The organism is Methylobacterium sp. J-076 (genome assembly GCF_022829405.1).
Lineage (GTDB): Bacteria > Pseudomonadota > Alphaproteobacteria > Rhizobiales > Beijerinckiaceae > Methylobacterium.
The window spans coordinates 116,806-137,244 of the sequence record NZ_JAKSXW010000118.1 but is presented as its reverse complement, the minus strand read 5'-3'; the positions used below and the strand labels follow the sequence as shown (position 1 = coordinate 137,244).

Genomic DNA, 20,439 nt, shown 5'->3' with positions numbered 1-20,439 from the left:
TTGACCACACAAAAGCAAAGAAATGGCAATTGCCCCTTTTTTGAGCAAATCTCGCGCCGCCGTAACGTTCGACTAATGGCTGTGGCCCGAAGGCCACATCTACGAAGATGTAAACGAATGCTTGCAACCTGCGGTATCGAACTGAATTCGCTCAGGCCGCATCAATCTTGCCGAGGGGATCGCAGCGAAAACCACCATATCCCGTTCGGGCGAGCCGCTCGGCGAGGGCCGGCAGGAAGACCAGCGCCTCCTCGGCGAGGCGCCAGGGCGGGTTGACGACGACGAGGCCGCTCCCCGCGAGCCGGGTCGGATCGTCGGGCCGCTCGATCAGCAGGTCGAGGCGCAGGGCCGGGCGGCCGAGGCCGGCATCGAGTTCCGCCGCCATCCGGTCGATGGCCGCCGCATCCTTGACCGGGTACCACGCCAGGAAGATCCCGGTCGGCCATTTCGCCACCGCCTTCAGCAGGTGCGCGCCGAGGCGGTCCACCTCCCCCGGAACCTCGTAGGGCGGGTCGATCAGCACGAGGCCCCGGCGCTCGGGGGGCGGGATCTGCGCGTTGACCGCCGTCCAGCCGTCGAGGTGGAGCACCTTCGTCCGGGTGTCGCTGGTGTAGCGGTCCTTCAGCAGGGCGGCGTCCTGGGGGTGCAACTCCACGAAGACGCCGCGGTCGCCCGGCCGCAGGAACTCGCGGATCACCGCCGGGGATCCGGGATAGGCGTGGGGACCGTGCCGCTCCCGCGCGGCGGCGACCGCCGCCCGGTACGGCGCCAGCAGGGCCTCCACCGGGTCCGGGAACGGCGCGGCGAGCCGGCCCCAGCCCTCGTGCCACTCCCCGGTGCGCCGGGATTCGTCGGCGTCGAGGTCGTAGACGCCGAGGCCGGCGAAGGCGTCGAGCGCCCGGAACGGCTTGTCCTTGAGGCAGAGGTGGGCGAGCACGCGGGCCAGCACGAGGTGCTTGAGCACGTCGGCATGGTTGCCCGCGTGGAAGGCGTGTCGGTAATTCATCCGACACGCTCAAGCGGATCCGGCGGCGCCGGTCCAGCACCGGTCGGCGGATTTTTTCGCGGACGCGGCCCTAGCGCGCGGCGTCGAGGGTGATCTCCGGCGCCCGGCAATTGCCGCGGGCGACCTCGGGACACGGGGTGAAGCTCCGCAGGTCCTTGGCGAAGCAGAACCGCACCTCGGTGAGCCGGCCCCGGGCGCAGGCCACCGCCATCATGTCCGGACGCAGGCCGCGGTTGGCCGCGACGAACTGCCGGGCGATGTCGATCGGCGCCAGGTCCTGCCCGCCGGCCTTCAGCCCGTCGGGGATCGTCACCGCCAGCCGGGCGTCCTTCGCCGCCGCGAAGTAGGCGGCGGGGTCCAGGCCGGAGCAGGTGCCGTGCTTGCGCCATTCGTGACGGGCGAGGCCCTCGCTCGGATAGACCTGCCCCGCCGCCTCCATCGCCTGGCGGGTGATGGGGCGCTGCACCGCGGAGCAATCCTGCGGATAGCCGTGGGCATATTGCGGCCACAGCCCGTGGAGGACGAAGCCGAGGCCCCGGCCGGGCGTGCATTGTGCCTCGTCGCGGCGCGCGCCCTCGCCGCCGCAGAAGGTCGGCGACCAGGACAGGGCGAGGACGTAGAAATCGAAGTCGCCGGGCGTGCCCCGGCGGCTGAACCCACCGTAATCCTGCGCGGCGGCGGGACAGGCGGCGGCCAGAGCCGCCAGCAGGCCGAGGCCGGCGCAGGCCGCGCGTGCGCTCATGGTCGTCCTCTTACGGCCGGGCCATCCGGCAGGCCGTGGCGTAGGCGTAGGAGAGGTCCCGGTCGAGCCCGTGGACGCAGAACTCCACACCCCAGGTCGAGCCGATGATGCCGAGGCTCTCGCGCACGGAATAATCCACCTTGCGGCGCAGGCCGTCCGACGTGGTCGCCACGGCGGTGCAGAACCGGCGCGGATAGGTGTCGAGCCCCCAGGGGCGCCACGCCGTTCGCTCGATCTGGTCGAAGGAGACGATGGTCATGGAGGAGTTCCAGAACTTGGCCTCCTTCTCGGCGAAGTTCGTGGAGACCTTCTCCAGCACGTCCGGGTCCTGGCAGCCGGGGATCTGCGCGTCGAAGGGGAAGACCCGCTCCTCGGCGGGCTCCACGTCCTCGCGGGCGGAGCGGGCCTGGGCCGCTCCGGCGACGGTCAGGCCGAGCGCGAGGCCGAGGCCGGCGCGGCGGAGGATGGGGCGCATGGCGGGGGTCCGAACAAGCATGCGGGAACGATGGGCCGGCCGCGCCGCCAGTCAAGCCGCCGCGCGCCGATGGTGGCGGTTTGCCGGGGCGGTGCGGCGCGGGGGCCACGGTGGCGGGGGACGGGTCGGGCGGGCCGCGCCCACGCGTTCAGGAATCGAATTCGGCGTGGTCGAGATCGACGTAGCGGCTCAGGACGCGAACGAGGGCGATGCCGTCGGGGACCGGGCGATAGAACAGGACGTAGTTGCCCACGGTGACGCTGCGCAGGTCCTCGGCCAGTTCCGGCATCTCGCGGCCGAGGCGCGGCCGGTCCGCGACCAGTTCGAGCTTCGCCTCGATCCGGTCGAGCATCCGGTCGGCGGCGGCGATGTCGTCCTGGGCGATGTACGTCCAGAGGTCGAGCAGGTCGTCTTTCGCCCGCCCGTACCGACGAATCCTACTCATCCCCCGCTGCCGCGCGACGCCGGCCCTCGGCCTTGATCGCCGCCATGTCGAGCGTTTCGAGGGCGCCGCTGTCCAACCCCTCCCGGATGTCTCGGCGCAGGGCATCGAGCTTGGCGGCGCGGATCTGCTCCCGCTCCTCGACCAAGCGCAGGCCGTCGCGCATCACCTCGCTCGCCGACGCGTAACGCCCGCTCGCGACCAGCTCACGGACGAACCGTTCGTAATGGGAGCCCAGGGTGTAGCTCGACGGCATGGATCCTCCGGCAACCGGAACGGGCTATCATAAAGTGATAGTCCGTCTGGGGGCAACACGACCCAGGGCCGGCGGCGCCCCGCCGCCTCAGCGAGGCGTCGAGGCCGAGTCGGGCGGCGTCGAGGGCACGACGGGCGTCGCCTTCGTCCACATCAGGCCGATCAGCAGGATTCCAACGAAGAGTGCGGCGATGAAGCCGCCGAGCATGAGACGTCGCATGCAGACGGTATAGGGCGCGCCCGGCGGATCAGTAGATCGGACCGTCCACCGAAGGCGGGGCGCCGAGCTGCAGCGGCTCGCCGGAATCCTCCCCCGTCTCCGCCGGCGCGGCGGCCACGGCCCGGGGCGCCGGGCGGGGGGCGGCCCGGGGCACGAAGTCCTGACGGGGCTGCACCGACGTGTAGGCGGAGGGCACCTGTCCGGCGCCCCGGGCCGGCGCCCGGGCGACCTGGCTCGTGCCCGATGCCCGCGACATCGGCGAGACGCCGTAGGGGTCGTCCTCCTCGATATCCACCGGAGCCTGCGGCGGGGCGGGCTGGCGGGCGGGGGGAAGGGGCCTCGCGAGGGCCCGCGGGCCGTCACCACCGAGCTGCGGCGTGAACTTGATCAGCGGCTGGCAGATCCGGCGCAGGCCGCGGGGGTCGTGCCGGGCGAGGTCAACGTGGATGTGGTCGTAGTGGAACACGTTGGAACCCGGCGCCAGCACGGTCGTGAACCGCTGGCAGGCCCCCAGGAAGACCTCGCGCAGGAAGCCCTGCTCGGCCTCGGTGCCCCGCCAGCCGCCCTTGACGGTGATGACGTGGCCGTCCGCGAGCTTGAACGACATCACGTCGACCGCATTGCCGAAGCCGTGCTCGGAGAGCTTGGCGCCCGGCTGGTTGTTGCGCCCGCGGCAGGAATAGGTGCCCGCGTTGATCTCGGCCACGGCCACGCCGAAATACAGCTCGGCCGCCGGCTGGATCGTGTCGGCGAGCCACGCCTCCGCCTCGGCGAGCGCCGGGCAGCCGAGGGTCATGCGCTGCTTCAGGAGCACGGAGCCGTTGCCGAGCCGCGTCACCCGGAAGGGCTGCTGCATGCCGCAGGGGCCGGGGCCGTCGATGGCCGCCGCCGGGGTGATGAACTCGGTCTGCTGGACCAACTTCTTGGCGAGGCACACCTGCTCCGCCTGGTCGCGCCACGGCTCACGCCGCTCGAACCGGTTGACCGAGCAGGCCGTGAGGGCCGCCCCGAACAGGGCAATGGCCGAGAACGCGAGAACGCTACGCCGCATGAACCGGACGTTGCACCCGATCCCGTAAACGGATCGTCAAGGCCGTTTCGGCTTTTCCCGGCGGCGTGTCCCGGACGAGGCCCGCTTCCCCTGCAGTTGACAGGAGCACGCCCTGGCCGACCAAATGGGCGATGCTCTCGATCCTCGATCTCCGTGCCCGCATCAGTGCCGGCTCCCTCACGCCGGCCGGCGCCATCGACCTCTGCCGGGAGGCCATCGCCGCGAGGGACCCTGGCATCGGCGCCTTCGTCGCCCTCGACCCCGACCCCGCGATTCCGCAGGAGGGGCCGCTCTCCGGCATCGCGGTCGGCATCAAGGACATCATCGACACCGCGACCCTGCCGACGCAGCTCGGCTCCACGATCTACGAGGGCTGGCGCCCCCGGGCCGACGCCGCCGTGGTCGCCCGCCTGAAGGAGCGGGGCGCCGTGGCGCTCGCCAAGACCACCACCACCGCCTTCGCCAGCTCCGACCCCACTGAGACCCGCAATCCGCACGATCCCGGCCACACGCCCGGCGGTTCCTCGGCGGGCTCGGCCGCCGCGGTCGGGGCGGGGATGCTGCCCCTGGCCCTCGGCACCCAGACGGCGGGCTCGGTGATCCGGCCCGCGAGCTATTGCGGCTGCGCGGCGATCAAGCCCTCGTTCCGGCTGATCCCCACGGTGGGCGTGAAGACCTTCTCCTGGGCCCTCGACACGGTCGGCCTGTTCGCGGCGGGGGTCGGCGACCTCGCCTTCGCCCTGGCGGCGATCACCGGCCGGGACGGGATCGACATCGGGGCGGCCGCGGGCCCGCGCATCGCCGTGGTCCGGCAGGACTTCGCCGAGGCCCCCGAACCCGCCGCCGAGGCGGCCCTGGCCCGCGCCCGGACCGCGGCCGAGCGGGCGGGCGCTCGCCTGACGGACCTGACGCTCCCGCAGGAGTTGGCGGAGGCCTGGGAGCGGCACCGCTTCATCCAGGATTTCGAGGGCCGGCAGGCGCTGGGCTGGGAGTACCGCCACCACCGGGACGCCCTGCCGCCGCTGGTGCGCGGTGTGCTGGACGGCGGCGACGCCATCGCCCCCGCCGCCTACGACGACGCCCGCCGCCACGCCCACCGCGCCCGCCGGGTGCTGAAGGACCTGTTCGGCGAGGTCGATGCGATCCTCACCTTCTCGGCACCGGGCCCGGCGCCGGAGACGCTCGCCTCCACGGGCGACCCGCGCTTCAACCGGCTCTGGACGCTGATGGGCGTGCCCTGCGTGAACGTGCCGGTCCCCGGCGACGGGTTGCCGGTGGGCGTGCAGGTCATCGGCCGCTTCGGCGGCGACGGTCAGGCGCTGGCCGTGGCCCGGTCGATCGAGGGCGCGCTGCGGGGGTGAGGCGCGGGCCTCAATCCCCCGGGTGCTCGCCGAGGGTGTCCTCGACGTAGAGCTGCTCCAGCAGCACCTTGATCACCGCCAGGAGGGGCAGCGCCAGCGCGATGCCCCAGAGGCCGAAGATCACGCCCAGGATGAGCTGCCCGGCGAAGATCGTCGCCGGAGGGATGTCCAGCGCCCGCTTCTGGATGAACGGCGTCAGCCCGTAGCTCTCCAGGCACTGCACCGCGAGGTAGACGCCGAGGGCCCCGAGCAGGGCCTTCGGCCCGGAGGCGAGGGCGGCCAGGAGGATCACGAGGCCCGCCACCAGCGGCCCCACGGTCGGCACGAAGGCCAGCAGCCCGGCTTGGAGGCCGAGGATCAGCGCGCCGCCGATCCCCAGGAAGGACAGCCCCGCCCAGGTGAACAGGAAGATCGCCGTCATGGTGAGCAACTGGCCGAACAGCCAGTGGCGCAGGGTCTCGCCGGCCCCGTCGAGCACCTTCCCGGCCCGGGCGCGCTTGGCGGGGGGCACGAAGCGCAGGCTCCCGTCCCGGTAGCTCGCCGGGTCGGCGGCGAAGGCCACCCCCAGGAACACGATCACCATCAGGTTGCCGACCGCGTCCACGAGGCCGAGCACCACCGCGGTGGCCGGCCCGAGGACGCTGCTCGCGCTCGACAGCACCGAGCCCGAGCTCTTGAGCAGGCCCGAGGCGAGGCCGCCGAGGCCGCCCTCCTGCTGGCCCGGCTCCCGCCCGGAGCGGCCGTCCTCCTTGGGTGAATTGAGGAGCGGTACGTCGATCCCGTGGTTCGAGAGCCAGCCGTTCACCGAATCGGCCTGCGTTTTGATCGTGCCGCCGAGGTCGCGCCCCTGCTGGGCGATGGTCGCGCCGCCATAGGTGGCGAAACTCATGGCGAGCAATGCCACCGCGACGCTCGCCAGGGCGAGGCGCAGGCCGCGCGGGATGGGCAGGACATGGCCGAGCGCCCGGGTCAGGCCGTCGAGGAACACCCCGAGCAGCATCCCGGCGAAGATGAGGAGCAACGTGCCCGACGACATCCAGGCGAGGGCGAGGGCGGCGGTGAAGCAGATCACGGCGATGCCGGAGCCGGCGAGCGGCGCCGCGCCCCGCCATGGACCGACCGGTCCCCTGAGGGCGTCGAGCTTCGATTCGGTCATTGGGTGTCCTGCGGGCCCCGGGGGCGCCCCTCCGAACGACGCGGCGGCTCCCCGGTCAACCCCCAGGGACGAAATCGGCGGACGCGCGTTGAGACCGTTCAGGCCCGACGCAAGAGGACACCCACATGGACAACCACGGCAGCACCCGGCTCAACCGCCTCGCCCCGGGGGACAACGTCGACCAGCGCGATCAGCTGAGCAGCATCGTGCTCATGGGCCTCGCCATCGCCGGCGGCGCCGTCGCCCTGATCCTCACCGCCCTCATCTGACACGGGGGGCGGGGCCTCACCGCCCGGCGCCCTCCCACCGGCCCGCCGCCGTGTCGTCGGCGGCGGTGGCCTCCACCCAGCCGCCGGTCGTGCCGTCGGCGAGGTGCTCGCGCTTCCAGAACGGCGCCCTCGTCTTGAGGTAGTCCATCAGGAAGCTCGCCGCCTCGAAGGCCGCGATCCGGTGGCCGGAGGCCGTCACCACGAGGACGATGCCGTCGCCGGGGGCGATCTTCCCGTGCCGGTGGATGACCCGCACCGCCTGGAGCGGCCAGCGGGCGGCGGCCTCTGCCACCACCCGCGCGATCTCCGCCTCGGCCATGCCGGGGTAATGTTCGAGTTCGAGGGCCGCGAGGCGCCCGGCCTCGTCCCGGCACAGACCGGAGAAGGTGACGACCGCCCCGACCCGTCCGGCGAAGTCGGCCTCAATGCGGGCGATCTCCGCGGCGACGTCGAAGGGTTCGGCCTGGATCGAGACCCTCTCGTCGCGCATCGGGCTCTCCATGTTGCTCCCCCGGGGCGCCGGGCCTTGCGCCCGACTGTCTCGGCCGTGCCCTATATGGCACGGAGGGGCGGGTGACGGCACCGGCCCCCTGGGCCGCAGAGGCGCGAGGCGCGAGGCAGCGATGAACCCAGAGATGACGCTGCCTTACGGGGCCGAGGCGCCGCGCTTCGCGAGCCGCCCGGTCTGGTGCGGGCGCGGCAGCACCGTGATCGGCGCGGCGACGATCGGCGACCAGGCCTGGCTCGGGGACGCGGCGGTGATCCGGGCGGACGGGCAGCCGGTCACCCTCGGGGACCGGTTCTGGCTCGGTCACCGCTCGACGGTGCATATCGCGACCTTCAGCCAGGGCACCACCTGCGGCGACCGGGTGACGGTGGGGCGCAACAGCGTGCTGCACGCCTGCACGATCGGCTCCGACGTGGTGATCGAGGACGACGTGGTGATCCTCGACGGGTCCACCATCGGCGACGGCGCGGTGATCGAGGCGGGCGCCACCGTCTTCCCCCGCTCGGCGCTGGAGGGGGGCTTCGCCTATGCCGGCAGCCCCGCCAGACCCGTGCGCCCCGTCGCGCCGGGCGAGGCCGCCGACCGGGCCGAGCGTCTGCGCGAGCGCAGCGCCGAGGGGATCGGGCCGGAGGGCGAGCCGCCCTCGGACATCGACCCGGACGTGTTCGTGGCCCGCACCGCCCGGCTCCGGGGGCGGGTGGGCCTGGGGGCCGGGGCGAGCGTGCTGTTCTGCTGCGCCCTTGAGGCGGAGGCCGGCCCCATCGTCATCGGCGCCGACACCAACATCCAGGACAACACGGTCATCCGCACGCGGGGCGAGGGCGTGGTGATCGGCCGGGACACCACGATCGCCCACAATGTCCGCATCGCCGATTGCCGGATCGGCGCCCGGACGCTCATCGGCATCGGTGCCGCGGTGGCGCCGGGCACGCTGATCGCCGACGACGTGATGCTCGCCGCCGGCTCGACCACCGATCCCGGCCAGATCCTCGATTCCGGCCATCTCTGGGGCGGCCGCCCGGCCCGGATCCTCGCCCCCCTCGACGCCGACCGCCGGGCGATGATGCTGCGCATCGTCGAGGGCTATTGCCAGCACGGGCGCGAGTACCGCGCCGCGCAGGAGGAGATGGCGGGGTAGGTTCTCATCGCACCCGCCGCCGTCACTGCGCGCGCCGCGAAGCAATCCGGCGGCGCCCCATCCGCACACCGCCCGCCGCCCTGGGTCGCTTCGCTGCGCTCGCGATGACGGAGAGGGCGCGGGATGACGGCGGGGACGCGGATGATGGAAAAAGCGCGGGGCTGAGCGTGGGCCCGCGACGACGGGGGGCGCCGCCCACCCCCCACCGCCGTCATTGCGAGCGAAGCGAAGCAATCCAGCGGCGCCACATCCGAACACCGCCCGCCGCCCTGGGTCGCTTCGCTGCGCTCGCGATGACGGAGAGGGCGCGCGATGACGGCGGGGATGCGCGGATGACGGTGAAGGCGCGCGGCTGACGGCATGAGCCCGCGACGACGGAGGAGGGCCGCCCGCCCACCACCGCCGTCATTGCGAGCGAAGCGAAGCAATCCAGCGGCGCCACATCCGCACATCGCCCGCCGCCCTGGGTCGCTTCGCTGCGCTCGCGATGACGGAGAGGGCGCGGGATGACGGCGGGGACGCCCGACGGCGGCGTCGGGCGCCCGCTCAGTGCTGCAGGATCTTCGACAGGAAGGTCTGCGCCCGCTCGGAGCGGGGGCTGCCGAAGAACTCGTCCTTCGTGGCGTCCTCCACGATCTCGCCCCGGTCCATGAAGATCACCCGGTCGGCGACCTTGCGGGCGAAGCCCATCTCGTGGGTCACCACCATCATGGTCATGCCCTCCTTGGCGAGCTCGACCATCACGTCCAGCACCTCGCCGACCATCTCCGGGTCCAGGGCCGAGGTGGGCTCGTCGAACAGCATCACCACCGGGTTCATGGCGAGCGCCCGGGCGATGGCCACGCGCTGCTGCTGGCCGCCGGAGAGCTGGCCCGGGAACTTGTGGGCGTGGGCGCCGAGCCCGACCCGGGCGAGGAGGTCGAGGCCGCGCTTCTTGGCATCCTCGGCCCCCCGGCCCAGCACCTTGCGCTGGGCGATGGTGAGGTTGTCGGTGATCGTCAGGTGCGGGAACAGCTCGAAATGCTGGAACACCATGCCGACCCGGGAGCGCAGCTTCGGCAGGTTGGTGGACTTGTCGAGCACCTTGGTGCCCGCCACCGTGATCTGGCCCTTCTGGAAGGGCTCGAGGGCGTTGACGCACTTGATCAGGGTCGACTTGCCCGAGCCGGAGGGGCCGCAGACCACCACCACCTCGCCCTTGGCGACCCGGGTGGTGCAGTTCGTCAGCACCTGGAAATCGCCGTACCATTTGCTGATGGCGTCGATGGCGATCATCGTCTCGCCGGCGACGGCCTTGGGCGCGCCGGAGATCAGGCCGCCCGCCTGGAGGCCCGCATCCTTCGGGGCGTGGTCGGAATCGACGGCGGGTTGCTTGGCGGTCGGAGCCGGCATCGGGGAGGAGGTCATGGGATGGGTCCCCTGATCAGCGGATGATGGCGACGCGACGCTGCAGGCGACGCACCAGGAGGGAGGCGGAGAAACAGATCGCGAAGTAGACGACGGCCGCGAAGATATACATCTCGACGAGGCGCCCGTCGCGCTGGGCGACCTTCGAGGCCGCGCCCATGAAATCCGTGAGGGACAGCACGTAGACCAGGGACGTGTCCTGAAAGAGCACGATGGTCTGCGTCAGCAGAAGGGGCAGCATGTTGCGGAAGGCCTGGGGCAGGACGACGTGGCCCATGGTCTGCCAGTAATTCATGCCCAGCGCCGAGGCGGCGGCGGTCTGCCCCTTGGGAACCGACTGGATGCCCGCGCGCATGATCTCGGCGAAGTAGGCCGCCTCGAAGGCCATGAAGGTGATCAGCGCCGAGGGGAAGGCGCCGACCTGGATCGGCGTCGCCGCGCCGGTCACGTAGGCGCCGATATACGGCACGAGGAAGTAGAACCAGAAGATCACCAGCACGAGGGGCAGGGAGCGGCACAGCTCCACGTAGCCCTTGGCGAGGTGCCAGACGCCGGGGATGCCCGAGAGCCGGGCCATCGCCAGCAGCGTGCCGAGGATCACGCCCCCCACCGCCGCCATGGCGGTGAGCGAGAGGGTGAAGACCATGCCCGTCCCGAACAGGTAGGGCAGGGCGGTGAGGATGACGGAGAAATCGAAGTTCGAGAGCATCTCGGCCTGCGCGCGGTCGCCGCCTCGGGGGCGGCAGGTTGCAGCGGGGGTGGGGCGGTCAGCGCTGCCCGGGGATGGCGACGGAGCGTTCGAGCACGCTCGCGCAGACGACGACCACGAGGTTGATGGCCACGTAGAGGATCGTCGCGGCGGTGAAGGCCTCGAACACCTGGAAGGAGAATTCCTGCATCGAGCGCGCCCGGCCGGTCAGCTCCAGGAGGCCGATGGTGAGGGCCACCGACGTGTTCTTGAGGTTGTTCAGGAACTCGGAGGTCATCGGCGGCAGGATGATGCGGTAGGCGTTGGGCAGCAGGACGTAGCGGTAGGTCTGCGCCGTGGTGAAGCCCATGGCCGTGGCCGCCATCCGCTGGCCGCGGGGCAGGGCCTGGATGCCGGCCCGCACCTGCTCGGCCACGCGGGAGGCGGTGAAGAAGCCCAGGCACACCACCGCCGTGTAGAACGGCGCGTCCGGCATCTGCTTGACCGCGTCGCCGATGCCCCGGGGCAGGATTTCCGGCAGCACGAAGTACCAGAGGAACATCTGCACCAGCAGGGGGACGTTGCGGAAGATCTCGACATAGGTCGTGCCGATGGCGTTGGCCGTCCGGCTCGGCAGGGTGCGCAGCACGCCCATGAGCGAGCCGAGGGTGAACGCGATCACCCAGGCGCAGAGGGCGGTGACGACCGTCCAGTACAGGCCGGACAGGAGCATGTCCGCGTAGGTCCCCGTCCCCTCGGGCGAGGGTTCGAAGAAGATGCTCCAGTTCCAATTGTAGTTCATCGCGACACTTCTACCAAAAGAGGCCGTCTTACAGAAGGTGTTCCACCCTGGCTCCCCTCGCGGGAGCCTGGCCGGAAAATCAGTGTCGTCCCGCCCGCACCCTCATCCTGAGGTGCCCGCGAAGGGGGCCACGAAGGAGGGCTCCAGCCCACCGCGCGATCCCTGGAACCCTCCTTCGAGGCGGCTCTCGCCGCACCTCAGGATGAGGCTCTGGGGGGGGCAAAGGTGGCCTTCGGTCGGACACCCAGGATGAGGGTGCGGGTGGCGCGAAAGTGGTGTTCGGCCCGACTTCGAGCGTGGTCGAGAAAACCCGAACGGTCCCCGATCGGAGCGTGGCGCCCCGCGGATCGTGCCGCGGGGCGCCTGTTCAGGGGCGAAGGCTCAGTAGGCAGCCGGGTCGGCGCTGTCGATCGGCTTGGTGAACTGCTTCTTCATCTCGTCGCTCATCGGCAGGTTGAGGTTGATGTTGCGCGGCGGGATGGGCTGCGTGAACCACTTGTCGTAGAGCGCCTTGCCCTCGGGGCTGGTGTAGAGCTTGGCGGTGGCCTCGTCCGCCACCTGCTTGAAGGGCGCGTCGTCCTTGCGCAGCATGATGCCGTAGGGCTCGGGCTTCGAGAGGGCTTCCTTCGAGATCTCGTAGGCCGCCGGGTCCTTCGAGGAGGCGACGAGGGAGGCGAGGAGCACGTCGTCCATCACGAAGGCGACGGCGCGGCCGGTCTCGACCATCAGGAACGCCTCGGCATGGTCCTTGGCGGGCAGGATCGTCAGGCCGAGCTTCTTCTCGGTGTTGGCCTCGTTGATCTGCCGGATGTTGGTGGTCCCCGAGGTCGACACGACGGTCTTGCCCTTCAGGTCCTCGATCGTGTGCAGGTTGGCCGACTTCTTCGAGACGAACCGCGTCGCGGTGAGGAAGTGGCTGTTGGTGAAGCCCACCTGCTTCTGGCGGTCGGCGTTGTTGGTGGTCGACCCGCATTCGAGGTCGATCGTGCCGTTGGCCATCAGCGGGATGCGGGTGGCGGAGGTGACCGGGTTGAGCTTCACGTCGAGCTTCGGCAGGCCGAGCTTGGCCTTCACCGCGTCGGCGATCTTGTAGCAGATGTCCATGGCGTAGCCGACGGGCTTCTCGTCGCCGCCGAGGTAGGAGAACGGCACGGAGGAATCGCGGTAGCCGATGGTGATGGCGCCGGAATCCTTCACCTTCTTCAGGGTGCCGGTCAGATCCTCGGCGCCGGCCGCGAGGGGGGCCACGGCGAGGCTGAGGCCGAGCGCCGCGGCGACGCCACGGCGAGCGAGAACGAACTGCATCGGTACGGAACTCCTGGGTCTGGCCGAACGCGGTCGGCAGGCGGTGTCGGGTGCAGGCCCGCCCGCTCGGGCGACGCCTTTGCAACGTTGATGCCGGAATGGCCAAGCTGGAGAACGGAGACCGGATGGCGGGCGCGGCCTTCCGGGCCCGAGCCCGGCCCCCTCGCACCGCCGTGATCCACCGGGAGCCATCCTCCGCGCCTCGCCCACACTCGGAGCCGGGCTGAGCGCCCGTGCGGGGGCATCTTGCACGTTTTCCGGGGCCGTGCACCGGGCGAGACCGGCCCCCCCACAGGTCTCGATGACGATTTTACGTCTTTCGCAACGCGAGAAGCCGCCCCGCCATGCGGCAAGACGGCTTCCCCGAAGTCATGCCTGGCGTTTATTGCGTCAGTTCGTTGCCCGCATAGCCGATCTGACCGTCGGCGCCCTTCTTCCACTCGTAGATCACGTAGTCCGGCTTGGTAATGTCGCCCTTCTTATCGAAGGAGATCGGGCCGAGCACGGTCTGGAACGGCTTGCCCTCGCGCATGAAGGCGGCGACCTTCTTGCCGTCGAGGGACTTGGCGCCCTCGGCCGCCTGCTTGAAGATCTGCGCCGCGGCGTAGGCGTAGAGGGTGTAGGCCTCCGGATCGATGCCCTTGGCCTTGAACGCGGCGACGGCGTCCTTGGCGGCGGGGTTCTTGCGCGCGTCCGGCGGGAAGGTGGTCAGGGTGCCCTCGGCGGCGGGGCCGGCGATGGAGACCAGCTCCCGGTCGACCATGCCGTCGCCGCCCATCATCGGCGCCTTCAGGCCCTGGTCGCGCATCTGCCGGAGGATCAGCCCGGCCTCGGTGTAGTAGCCGCCGAAATAGACCACGTCGACGCCGTTCTGCTTCAACTTGGAGACGAGGGCCGAATAGTCTTTCTCGCCCGGGTTGACGCCCTCGTACAGGGTCTCCTTGCCGCCCTTGGCCTTGAACGCCTTCAGGGTCTCGTCGGCCAGCCCCTTGCCGTAGGGCGTCTTGTCGTGGACGAAGGCGACCTTCTTGCCCTTGAACTTGGTGGAGAGGTAATCGCCCGCCACCGCGCCCTGCTGGTCGTCCCGGCCGCAGGTGCGGAAGGTGTTCCACAGGCCGCGCTCGGTGAACTTCACGTTGGTCGAGGCGGGGGTGATCTCGACGATGTTGGCGTCGGCGTAGACGTCGGAGGCCGGGATCGAGACGCCCGAGTTGAAGTGCCCGACGACGAACTTCACCTTGTCGGAGGCGAACTTGTTGGCGACCGAGACGCCCTGCTTGGGGTCGGAGGCGTCGTCGCCCGCCACCATCTCGACCTTCTGGCCGATGATGCCGCCGGCCTTGTTGAAGTCCTCGACCGCCTGGGCGGTGCCGTTCTTGAGCTGGGCGCCGAAGGCGGCGCTGTTGCCGGTGATCGGCGCGCCGACGCCGATCTTGACCTGCGCTAGGGCGGGGCCGGAGGCCAGGACGCCGAGCGCGAGGCCCGCCAGAAGTACCGATCGCATCGCCATAGTCCCCTGCTTGCACCCGGAACAGCCGGGCGAACCGAGATGCCGAACGCTCCGACTCAGCGCGTGCGCCAGGTCAGCGGCGAAGTCTTCTCATAGAGCCAGCGGTACTGGCTCGTCATCTGGCGGGTGCGCGTCGCGCGGAAGCCCGCCGAGCCGATCAGCAGCACCACCAGGGCGTCCACGGCGTAGTAATGGGCCGAGAGCAGCGTCCCGCCGAACAGGGCGAAGTGGATGAAGCGCACCGCCGCCGCCACGAGCAGCAGGGCCGGCAGGCAATGCCAGTACGGGCGCCAGCCCTTGGCGATGCCCCTGGCCGCCATCCAGCCGGCCCAGCCGCCCATCACCACCGTGACGAGGAGGAACAGCCACACCGAGCCTTCCTCGAAGAGCAGGCCGTCAAGCATGCCCGCCCCCCGCCGCCGGGGCGGCGTGGCCGCCTTCGAGATAGGCCGCCTTCACGGAGGGGTCGTCCAGGAGTTCGCGGCCGGTGCCGCTCAGGGTGATGCGCCCGTTGACCAGCACGTAGCCCCGGTGGGCGAGCTTGAGGGCGTGGTAGGCGTTCTGCTCCACGAGGAAGATGGTCATCCCGTCCTCCCGGTTGAGGCGGCGGATCGCGTCGAAGATGCCCTTCACCACCAGCGGCGCGAGGCCCAGCGACGGCTCGTCCAGCAGCAGCAGCTTCGGCCGGCTCATCAGGGCGCGGGCGATGGCCAGCATCTGCTGCTCGCCCCCGGACATGGTGCCGGCGCGCTGGTGCAGCCGCTCGCCGACGCGGGGGAACAGCGTCACCACCTTGGCGAGGTCCTCGGCGAAGAACCGGCCCTCGTGCAGGGCCGCGCCCATCTGCAGGTTCTCGTGGACGGTCATCCGCGGGAAGACCCGCCGGCCCTCGGGCGACTGGGCGATGCCGAGCCGGGCGATGGCGTGGGTCGGCACCCGGGTGATGTCCCGCCCCTCGTAGGTGATGGTCCCCGAGCGGGCCTGGGGCGCGCCGAACACGGTCATCATCAGGGTGGACTTGCCGGCCCCGTTGGCGCCGATCAGCGTGACGATCTCGCCCTCGCCGACGTCGAGGTCGACGCCCTTCAGGGCGGCGACGCTGCCGTAATAGGTCGAGACGCCGCGCACCGAGAGGAGCGGCGGCCTGCCCCCGGCCTGGATCGCCCGGGTCTCCTCCACGAGCACGTTGATGCCGGCGACGCTCACCTTTTCGTCCTCGGAATCGGGCCGGACAGGCGAAGACCACCCCCGTCTTTGCGAGCGTCAGCGAAGCAATCCAGGGCAGCGGGACGTCTCAAGACGGTGGCGGATCCCTGGATGGCTTCGCTGCGCTCGCAAAGATGGGGCGGCATGGTGGGTCCGCTCAGGATGAGGTCGTGAGTGGAATGAAGCGGAGTTTTCGGCAAGGCCCTCATGCCGGCGCGCCCTCATGCGGCAGGGACAGGCCGACCTCGGCCTCCACCGCCTCCACCTCCTCGTCCTCGACGCCGAGATAGGCGGCGATGACGCTCGGGTTGGTGCGGATCTCCTCCGGCGTGCCGTCGGCGATCTTCTTGCCGTAGTCGAGCACCACGATGTGGTCGGAGATCTCCATCACCACCGACATGTCGTGCTCGATCAGCAGCACCGAGGTGCCCTCGCGGTCGCGGATGTGCCGGAGCAGGGCGTTCAGTTCGAGGGATTCCCGCGGGTTCAGGCCGGCGGCGGGCTCGTCCAGGCAGAGCAGCACCGGATCGGTGCACATCGCCCGGGCGATCTCCAGGCGGCGCTGCGCCCCGTAGGGCAGGCCGCCCGCCGGCTCGTCGGCCCGGTCCAGGAGGTCGATCCGCGCCAGCCACCCCTTGGCCTTCTCGATGGCAGCGGCCTCCGCGTCCCGGAAGACCTTGAAGCCGAGGAGCCCGAGCACGGTGTAGCCGGAGGCCCGCATCAGGGCCTTGTGCTGGGCGACCAGCAGGTTCTCCAGCACCGTCATGCCGGGGAACAGGCGGATGTTCTGGAAGGTGCGCGCCACCCGGGCCGTGCCGTTCACCCTGTGGTTCGGCAGGCGCTCCAGCAGGTGCGTGTGGCCGTCCCGGTGGGTGAGGGTCAGCATGCCCTCGGTCGGCTTGTAGAAGCCGGTGATGCAGTTGAACACGGTGGTCTTGCCGGCCCCGTTCGGGCCGATCAGCGCCGTGATGTCCCCCGCCCGGGCCTCGAAGGACAGGTCGGCGATGGCGGTGAGGCCGCCGAAGCGCATGGTCAGGTGATCGACCTTGAGGACGGGGGGCGCCATCAGCCGTGCCCCTCGCTCACGTGGGCTCCGGAGATCGCCCGGCGCTTCCCCAGCGTGACGGAGGGCATCCGCACCGAGATCAGCCCCCGGGGCCGCCAGACCATCATCGCCACCATGGCGAGGCCGAACAGCAGCAGCCGGTACTCGCTGGGGTCGAACCCCTCGCCGAACACGGCCTTCAGCCCGCCGAGGTTGCGCAGCATCTCGGGGCCGGCCACCATCGCCACCGCCGCGATGGCGACGCCGAACTGGCTGCCCATGCCGCCGAGCACGACGATCGCCAGGATGATCGCGCTCTCCAGGAAGGTGAAGCTCTCCGGCGAGATGAAGCCCTGCCGCACGGCGAAGAACGAGCCGGCGATGCCGCCGAAGGCCGCCCCGAGGGCGAAGGCGGTGAGCTTCGTCGCCGTGGTGTCGATTCCCAGCGAGCGGCAGGCGATCTCGTCCTCGCGCAGGGCCTCCCAGGCCCGGCCGATGGGCAGGCGCCGCAGGCGCAGGGTGACGAGGTTGGTGATCAGCGCCAGCACGAGGATCAGGTAGTAGAGGAACACCACCCGGTGCATCGAATCGTATTCGAGGCCGAACTTCGCCGCGAACCCGTCCTCGTCCGGCGAGAAGGGGATGCCGAAGAAGGTCGCCCGGGGGATCGAGGACACGCCCGCCGCGCCGCCGGTCACGTCCGTCCAGTTGATCAGCACGAGGCGGATGATCTCGCCGAAGGCCAGCGTCACGATGGCGAGGTAGTCGCCCCGCAGGCGCAGGACCGGAAAGCCGAGCAGCATCCCCCACAGGCCGGCGAACAGGCCGGCGAGCGGCAGGCACACCCAGAAGGATAGGCCGAAGGTGGTCGACAGCAGGGCGTAGGAATAGGCGCCGACCGCGTAGAAGGCGACGTAGCCGAGGTCGAGCAGGCCGGCGAGGCCGACCACGATGTTCAGCCCCCAGCCGAGCATCACGTAGGTGAGGATCAGGATGCCGAGGTCGATCCAGTAACGCGACGAGGCGAGGTCGCCCGTGGCGAGCACCGCCAGCACCGGCAGGGTGAGGGCCACCGCCACGAAGGCCCGCAGGCCGAGCTTCGACACCGCCTGCCCGGCATCGGGCTCGCCACCCACCGCCTCGGTGGCCTGGGCGGGGGAGGGGGCCAGCGCCCGGCGGGCGTCCCTCCGCAGCAGGACCAGCCGCTGGAGCAGGCGCAAGCCGAACACCGCCGCGCACAGGATCGCCACCAGACCCCAGCGGGGTACGAGGACGAGGTCGCTGCCCGGCCCCGGATCGGCCCGGTAGGCGATCAGCGGCACGCACAGGCCGAAGGCGACGAGGGCGTAGAGGGCGGCGTCGCGCAGGATGCCGGCCATCGCGCTCGCCGGGAGGGCGTCGGTGACGGGGCGGGTCATCAGACCTTCTCGACCTCGGGCCGCCCGAGGATCCCCGAGGGCATGAAGATGAGCACGATCGCCAGGATCGAGAAGGCGGCCACGTCCTTGTACTCGATGGAGAAATAGGCCGACCAGAAGGTCTCGATCAGGCCGATGATCAGCCCGCCGAGCACCGCGCCGGGCAGGGAGCCGATGCCCCCGAGCACCGCCGCCGTGAAGGCCTTCACGCCGGGAACGAACCCGTCCGAGAACGACACCACGCCGTAATACATCACGTAGAGCACCCCCGCGACCGCCGCGAGGGCGGCGCCGAGCACGAAGGTGAGGGAGATCGTCCGGTCCACGTCGATGCCGAGCAGGGCGGCCATCTTGCGGTCCTGCTCGCAGGCGCGCTGGGCGCGGCCGAAGGGCGTGCGCTGGACGAGGTACCAGAAGCCGGTGAGCAGCACCGCCGTCACCGCCATGATGAGGCACTGCTTGTAGGAGAGGAACACCGCGTAGCCGTCCCGCTCGAACAGGGTGACGCCCCCCGACAGGACCGGCGGCATCGACTTGTTGCGCGCCCCCTGCACCACCTGCACGAAGTTCGACAGGAAGATCGACACGCCGATGGCCGAGATCAGCGGCGCCAGCCGGAACGAGCCGCGTAGCGGCCGGTAGGCCACCCGCTCGATCGCCCAGCCCCACAGGGCGGTGAGCGCCATCGCCACCACCAGCACCACGAGGAAGGCCAGCGCGATGGAGGAGATGCCGAGCCACGTCGTGAGCAGCAGGAACACGATCAGCGAGATGAAGCAGGAGACCATGAAGACGTCGCCGTGAGCGAAGTTCACCATGCCGATGATGCCGAAGACCATCGTGTAGCCGATCGCGATCAGGCCGTAGATCGAGCCGAGCGTCAGGCCGTTGATGAGCTGCTGTACGAAGACGTCCATGCATCCGTCCGCTTGGGACCCCGGTGTGCGGGCACACCTCCTCCGGCAGGTCCGCAAGTCCCGTACCGCAGGCGTGGCCGTCGCGCCACAGCTTTCGGCCCCACCGGCTGTTGACACAAAACCGTTGTCTTCACGGCCGGAACACAGGGGGCGGGCTTGCACGTGGCGCGATTCGTGCCTCACGTGAACGGTAGAAATTGTACAATCATCCCGTGTGGATGCGGGGAGGGACATCAATGTCCGGTTCGCGACTCACCACCCTGATCTTCATCGGCATGGTGCTCGGCATCGCCGTCGGCTACGCCTGCAGCATCACATGGCCCGATCCGCAGACGGCCAAGGAGATCGCCGGGTATATCGCGCTGGTCTCCGACATCTTCCTGCGGCTGATCAAGATGATCATCGCGCCGCTGGTGTTCTCGACCCTGGTCGTCGGCATCGCGCATATGGGCGACACGGCCGCCGTCGGCCGGGTCGGCGGCAAGGCGCTGCTGTGGTTCGTGGGCGCCTCGTTCTGCTCGCTGATGCTGGGCCTCGTGCTGGTGAACATGCTCCAGCCCGGCCACAACCTGAACCTGCCCCTGCCCGAGGCCGGGACGGGCACCGGCCTGAAGGCGGCCTCCCTCTCCCTGAAGGAGTTCGTCGCGCACCTCGTGCCCAAGAGCGCGGTGGAGGCGATGGCCAACAACGAGATCCTGCAGATCGTGGTGTTCTCGATCTTCTTCGGCGTGGCGCTGGCGGCGCTCGGCGAGAAGGGCCAGTTCCTCGCCAAGGGGATCGAGGGGATCGCCGACGTGATGCTCAAGGTCACGGGCTACGTGATGATGTTCGCCCCCGTGGCGGTCTTCGCCGCCATCGCGGCGACGATCACCACCCAGGGCATCGGCGTGCTCGTCACCTACGGCAAGTTCATGCTGATGTTCTATTCCGGGTTGTTCTGCCTGTGGATCCTGCTGCTGGCGGTGGGCGCCCTGCTGGTCGGGACCGGGGGAATCAGCCGGCTCGTCAACCTCATCAAGGAGCCGTTCGTCCTCGCCTTCTCCACCGCGTCGAGCGAGGCGGCCTACCCGAAGCTGCTCTCGAACCTCGAGACCTTCGGCGTGCCGAACAAGATCACCTCGTTCGTGCTGCCGATGGGCTACTCGTTCAACCTCGACGGCTCGATGATGTACTGCACCTTCGCGGTGATGTTCATCGCGCAGGCCTACAACATCCCGCTCACCTGGGCGCAGCAGCTCACCATGCTGCTCCTGCTGATGGTCACCTCGAAGGGCATGGCCGGGGTGCCGCGGGCCTCCCTGGTGGTGATCTCGGCGACGCTGACGCAGTTCAACATCCCCGAGGCGGGCCTGCTGCTGATCATCGGCATCGACCAGTTCCTCGACATGGGCCGCTCGGCGACCAACGTGCTCGGCAACAGCATCGCCACCGTCGCCGTGGCGAAGTGGGAGGGGCAGCTCACCCTGTCCGACCAGCGCCTCGACCATGTCGGCGCCGCCGCCGCGCCGGCGGAATAGG

General features: G+C 70.3%; 23 protein-coding genes. 4 read left to right on the top strand and 19 right to left on the bottom strand.

From position 1 onward, the window contains the following. Positions 1-151 precede the first annotated feature (151 nt). The 7 genes from MKK53_RS11960 to MKK53_RS11935 all read right to left on the bottom strand — a co-directional run bounded on the left by MKK53_RS11960 (position 152) and on the right by MKK53_RS11935 (position 4,191). Positions 152-1,006, bottom strand: a complete 855-nt coding sequence (locus MKK53_RS11960) for a 23S rRNA (adenine(2030)-N(6))-methyltransferase RlmJ (protein WP_243928917.1) — start codon at positions 1,004-1,006, stop codon at positions 152-154. A 70-nt stretch (positions 1,007-1,076) separates the two neighbouring features. Then, entirely contained in the window at positions 1,077-1,748 is a 672-nt protein-coding gene (locus MKK53_RS11955; RefSeq protein WP_243928916.1) for a ribonuclease T2, read from the bottom strand. 10 nt (positions 1,749-1,758) lie between these two features. Beyond that, positions 1,759-2,223, bottom strand: coding sequence for a hypothetical protein (locus tag MKK53_RS11950; protein ID WP_243928915.1), 465 nt, complete (start codon positions 2,221-2,223; stop codon positions 1,759-1,761). Between the two features lie 148 nt (positions 2,224-2,371). Further along, positions 2,372-2,668 carry a type II toxin-antitoxin system RelE/ParE family toxin gene (locus MKK53_RS11945; protein WP_243928914.1) on the bottom strand — a complete coding sequence of 99 codons (297 nt, stop codon included), beginning with the start codon at positions 2,666-2,668 and terminating at the stop codon, positions 2,372-2,374. Next, entirely contained in the window at positions 2,661-2,921 is a 261-nt protein-coding gene (locus MKK53_RS11940; RefSeq protein ID WP_243928913.1) for a type II toxin-antitoxin system ParD family antitoxin, read from the bottom strand. The genes MKK53_RS11945 and MKK53_RS11940 overlap by 8 nt, the downstream gene beginning before the upstream one ends. An 87-nt stretch (positions 2,922-3,008) precedes the next feature. Beyond that, positions 3,009-3,140 (bottom strand): hypothetical protein, encoded by a 132-nt coding sequence (locus MKK53_RS25420; protein WP_279598974.1) that lies wholly within the window; start codon positions 3,138-3,140, stop codon positions 3,009-3,011. Between the two features lie 28 nt (positions 3,141-3,168). Then, positions 3,169-4,191, bottom strand: a complete 1,023-nt coding sequence (locus MKK53_RS11935; RefSeq protein WP_243928912.1) for an extensin family protein — start codon at positions 4,189-4,191, stop codon at positions 3,169-3,171. A 131-nt stretch (positions 4,192-4,322) separates the two neighbouring features. Between MKK53_RS11935 and MKK53_RS11930 the strand changes: the two genes are divergently transcribed. Further along, positions 4,323-5,552, top strand: coding sequence for an amidase (locus MKK53_RS11930; RefSeq protein ID WP_243928911.1), 1,230 nt, complete (start codon positions 4,323-4,325; stop codon positions 5,550-5,552). Between the two features lie 10 nt (positions 5,553-5,562). Here MKK53_RS11930 and MKK53_RS11925 read toward each other — a convergent pair whose 3' ends face one another. Next, positions 5,563-6,708, bottom strand: coding sequence for an AI-2E family transporter (locus MKK53_RS11925; RefSeq protein ID WP_243928910.1), 1,146 nt, complete (start codon positions 6,706-6,708; stop codon positions 5,563-5,565). Positions 6,709-6,833: 125 nt separating this feature from the next. Between MKK53_RS11925 and MKK53_RS11920 the strand changes: the two genes are divergently transcribed. Beyond that, positions 6,834-6,977, top strand: a complete 144-nt coding sequence (locus tag MKK53_RS11920; RefSeq protein WP_243928909.1) for a hypothetical protein — start codon at positions 6,834-6,836, stop codon at positions 6,975-6,977. A gap of 16 nt (positions 6,978-6,993) precedes the next feature. Here MKK53_RS11920 and MKK53_RS11915 read toward each other — a convergent pair whose 3' ends face one another. Then, positions 6,994-7,467 carry a molybdenum cofactor biosynthesis protein MoaE gene (locus MKK53_RS11915; protein ID WP_243928908.1) on the bottom strand — a complete coding sequence of 158 codons (474 nt, stop codon included), beginning with the start codon at positions 7,465-7,467 and terminating at the stop codon, positions 6,994-6,996. Between the two features lie 133 nt (positions 7,468-7,600). Between MKK53_RS11915 and MKK53_RS11910 the strand changes: the two genes are divergently transcribed. Beyond that, positions 7,601-8,623 (top strand): gamma carbonic anhydrase family protein, encoded by a 1,023-nt coding sequence (locus tag MKK53_RS11910; protein WP_243928907.1) that lies wholly within the window; start codon positions 7,601-7,603, stop codon positions 8,621-8,623. 546 nt (positions 8,624-9,169) lie between these two features. On the opposite strand, the gene MKK53_RS11905 is transcribed toward MKK53_RS11910, so the two are convergent. The 10 genes from MKK53_RS11905 to MKK53_RS11860 form a co-directional block, all read right to left on the bottom strand. Continuing rightward, positions 9,170-9,898, bottom strand: coding sequence for an amino acid ABC transporter ATP-binding protein (locus MKK53_RS11905; RefSeq protein WP_243928995.1), 729 nt, complete (start codon positions 9,896-9,898; stop codon positions 9,170-9,172). 148 nt (positions 9,899-10,046) lie between these two features. Then, positions 10,047-10,739 carry an amino acid ABC transporter permease gene (locus MKK53_RS11900; protein WP_243928906.1) on the bottom strand — a complete coding sequence of 231 codons (693 nt, stop codon included), beginning with the start codon at positions 10,737-10,739 and terminating at the stop codon, positions 10,047-10,049. Positions 10,740-10,797: 58 nt separating this feature from the next. Further along, positions 10,798-11,520 carry an amino acid ABC transporter permease gene (locus MKK53_RS11895; RefSeq protein WP_243928905.1) on the bottom strand — a complete coding sequence of 241 codons (723 nt, stop codon included), beginning with the start codon at positions 11,518-11,520 and terminating at the stop codon, positions 10,798-10,800. Between the two features lie 381 nt (positions 11,521-11,901). Continuing rightward, complete coding sequence (locus tag MKK53_RS11890; RefSeq protein ID WP_243928904.1) at positions 11,902-12,825, bottom strand: transporter substrate-binding domain-containing protein; 924 nt, start codon at positions 12,823-12,825, stop codon at positions 11,902-11,904. 382 nt (positions 12,826-13,207) lie between these two features. Continuing rightward, complete coding sequence (locus MKK53_RS11885; protein ID WP_243928903.1) at positions 13,208-14,329, bottom strand: branched-chain amino acid ABC transporter substrate-binding protein; 1,122 nt, start codon at positions 14,327-14,329, stop codon at positions 13,208-13,210. Between the two features lie 62 nt (positions 14,330-14,391). Beyond that, positions 14,392-14,739: a DUF6867 family protein gene (locus MKK53_RS11880; RefSeq protein ID WP_243928902.1), complete on the bottom strand. Its 348-nt coding sequence runs from the start codon at positions 14,737-14,739 to the stop codon at positions 14,392-14,394. Beyond that, entirely contained in the window at positions 14,732-15,541 is an 810-nt protein-coding gene (locus MKK53_RS11875; protein WP_243928901.1) for an ABC transporter ATP-binding protein, read from the bottom strand. The genes MKK53_RS11880 and MKK53_RS11875 overlap by 8 nt, the downstream gene beginning before the upstream one ends. Before the next feature lie 205 nt (positions 15,542-15,746). Continuing rightward, the gene (locus tag MKK53_RS11870; protein WP_243928900.1) at positions 15,747-16,607 is read right to left on the bottom strand and encodes an ABC transporter ATP-binding protein; all 861 of its coding nucleotides are present in this window, start codon (positions 16,605-16,607) and stop codon (positions 15,747-15,749) included. Beyond that, entirely contained in the window at positions 16,607-18,004 is a 1,398-nt protein-coding gene (gene livM, locus MKK53_RS11865; protein WP_243928899.1) for a high-affinity branched-chain amino acid ABC transporter permease LivM, read from the bottom strand. Before livM ends, MKK53_RS11870 begins: the two co-directional genes overlap by 1 nt. Continuing rightward, complete coding sequence (locus tag MKK53_RS11860) at positions 18,004-18,921, bottom strand: branched-chain amino acid ABC transporter permease (protein WP_243928898.1); 918 nt, start codon at positions 18,919-18,921, stop codon at positions 18,004-18,006. Before MKK53_RS11860 ends, livM begins: the two co-directional genes overlap by 1 nt. A gap of 236 nt (positions 18,922-19,157) precedes the next feature. Here MKK53_RS11860 and MKK53_RS11855 point away from each other — a divergent pair, with 236 nt between their 5' ends. Continuing rightward, positions 19,158-20,438, top strand: a complete 1,281-nt coding sequence (locus MKK53_RS11855) for a dicarboxylate/amino acid:cation symporter (RefSeq protein WP_243928897.1) — start codon at positions 19,158-19,160, stop codon at positions 20,436-20,438. Position 20,439: the final 1 nt, after the last annotated feature.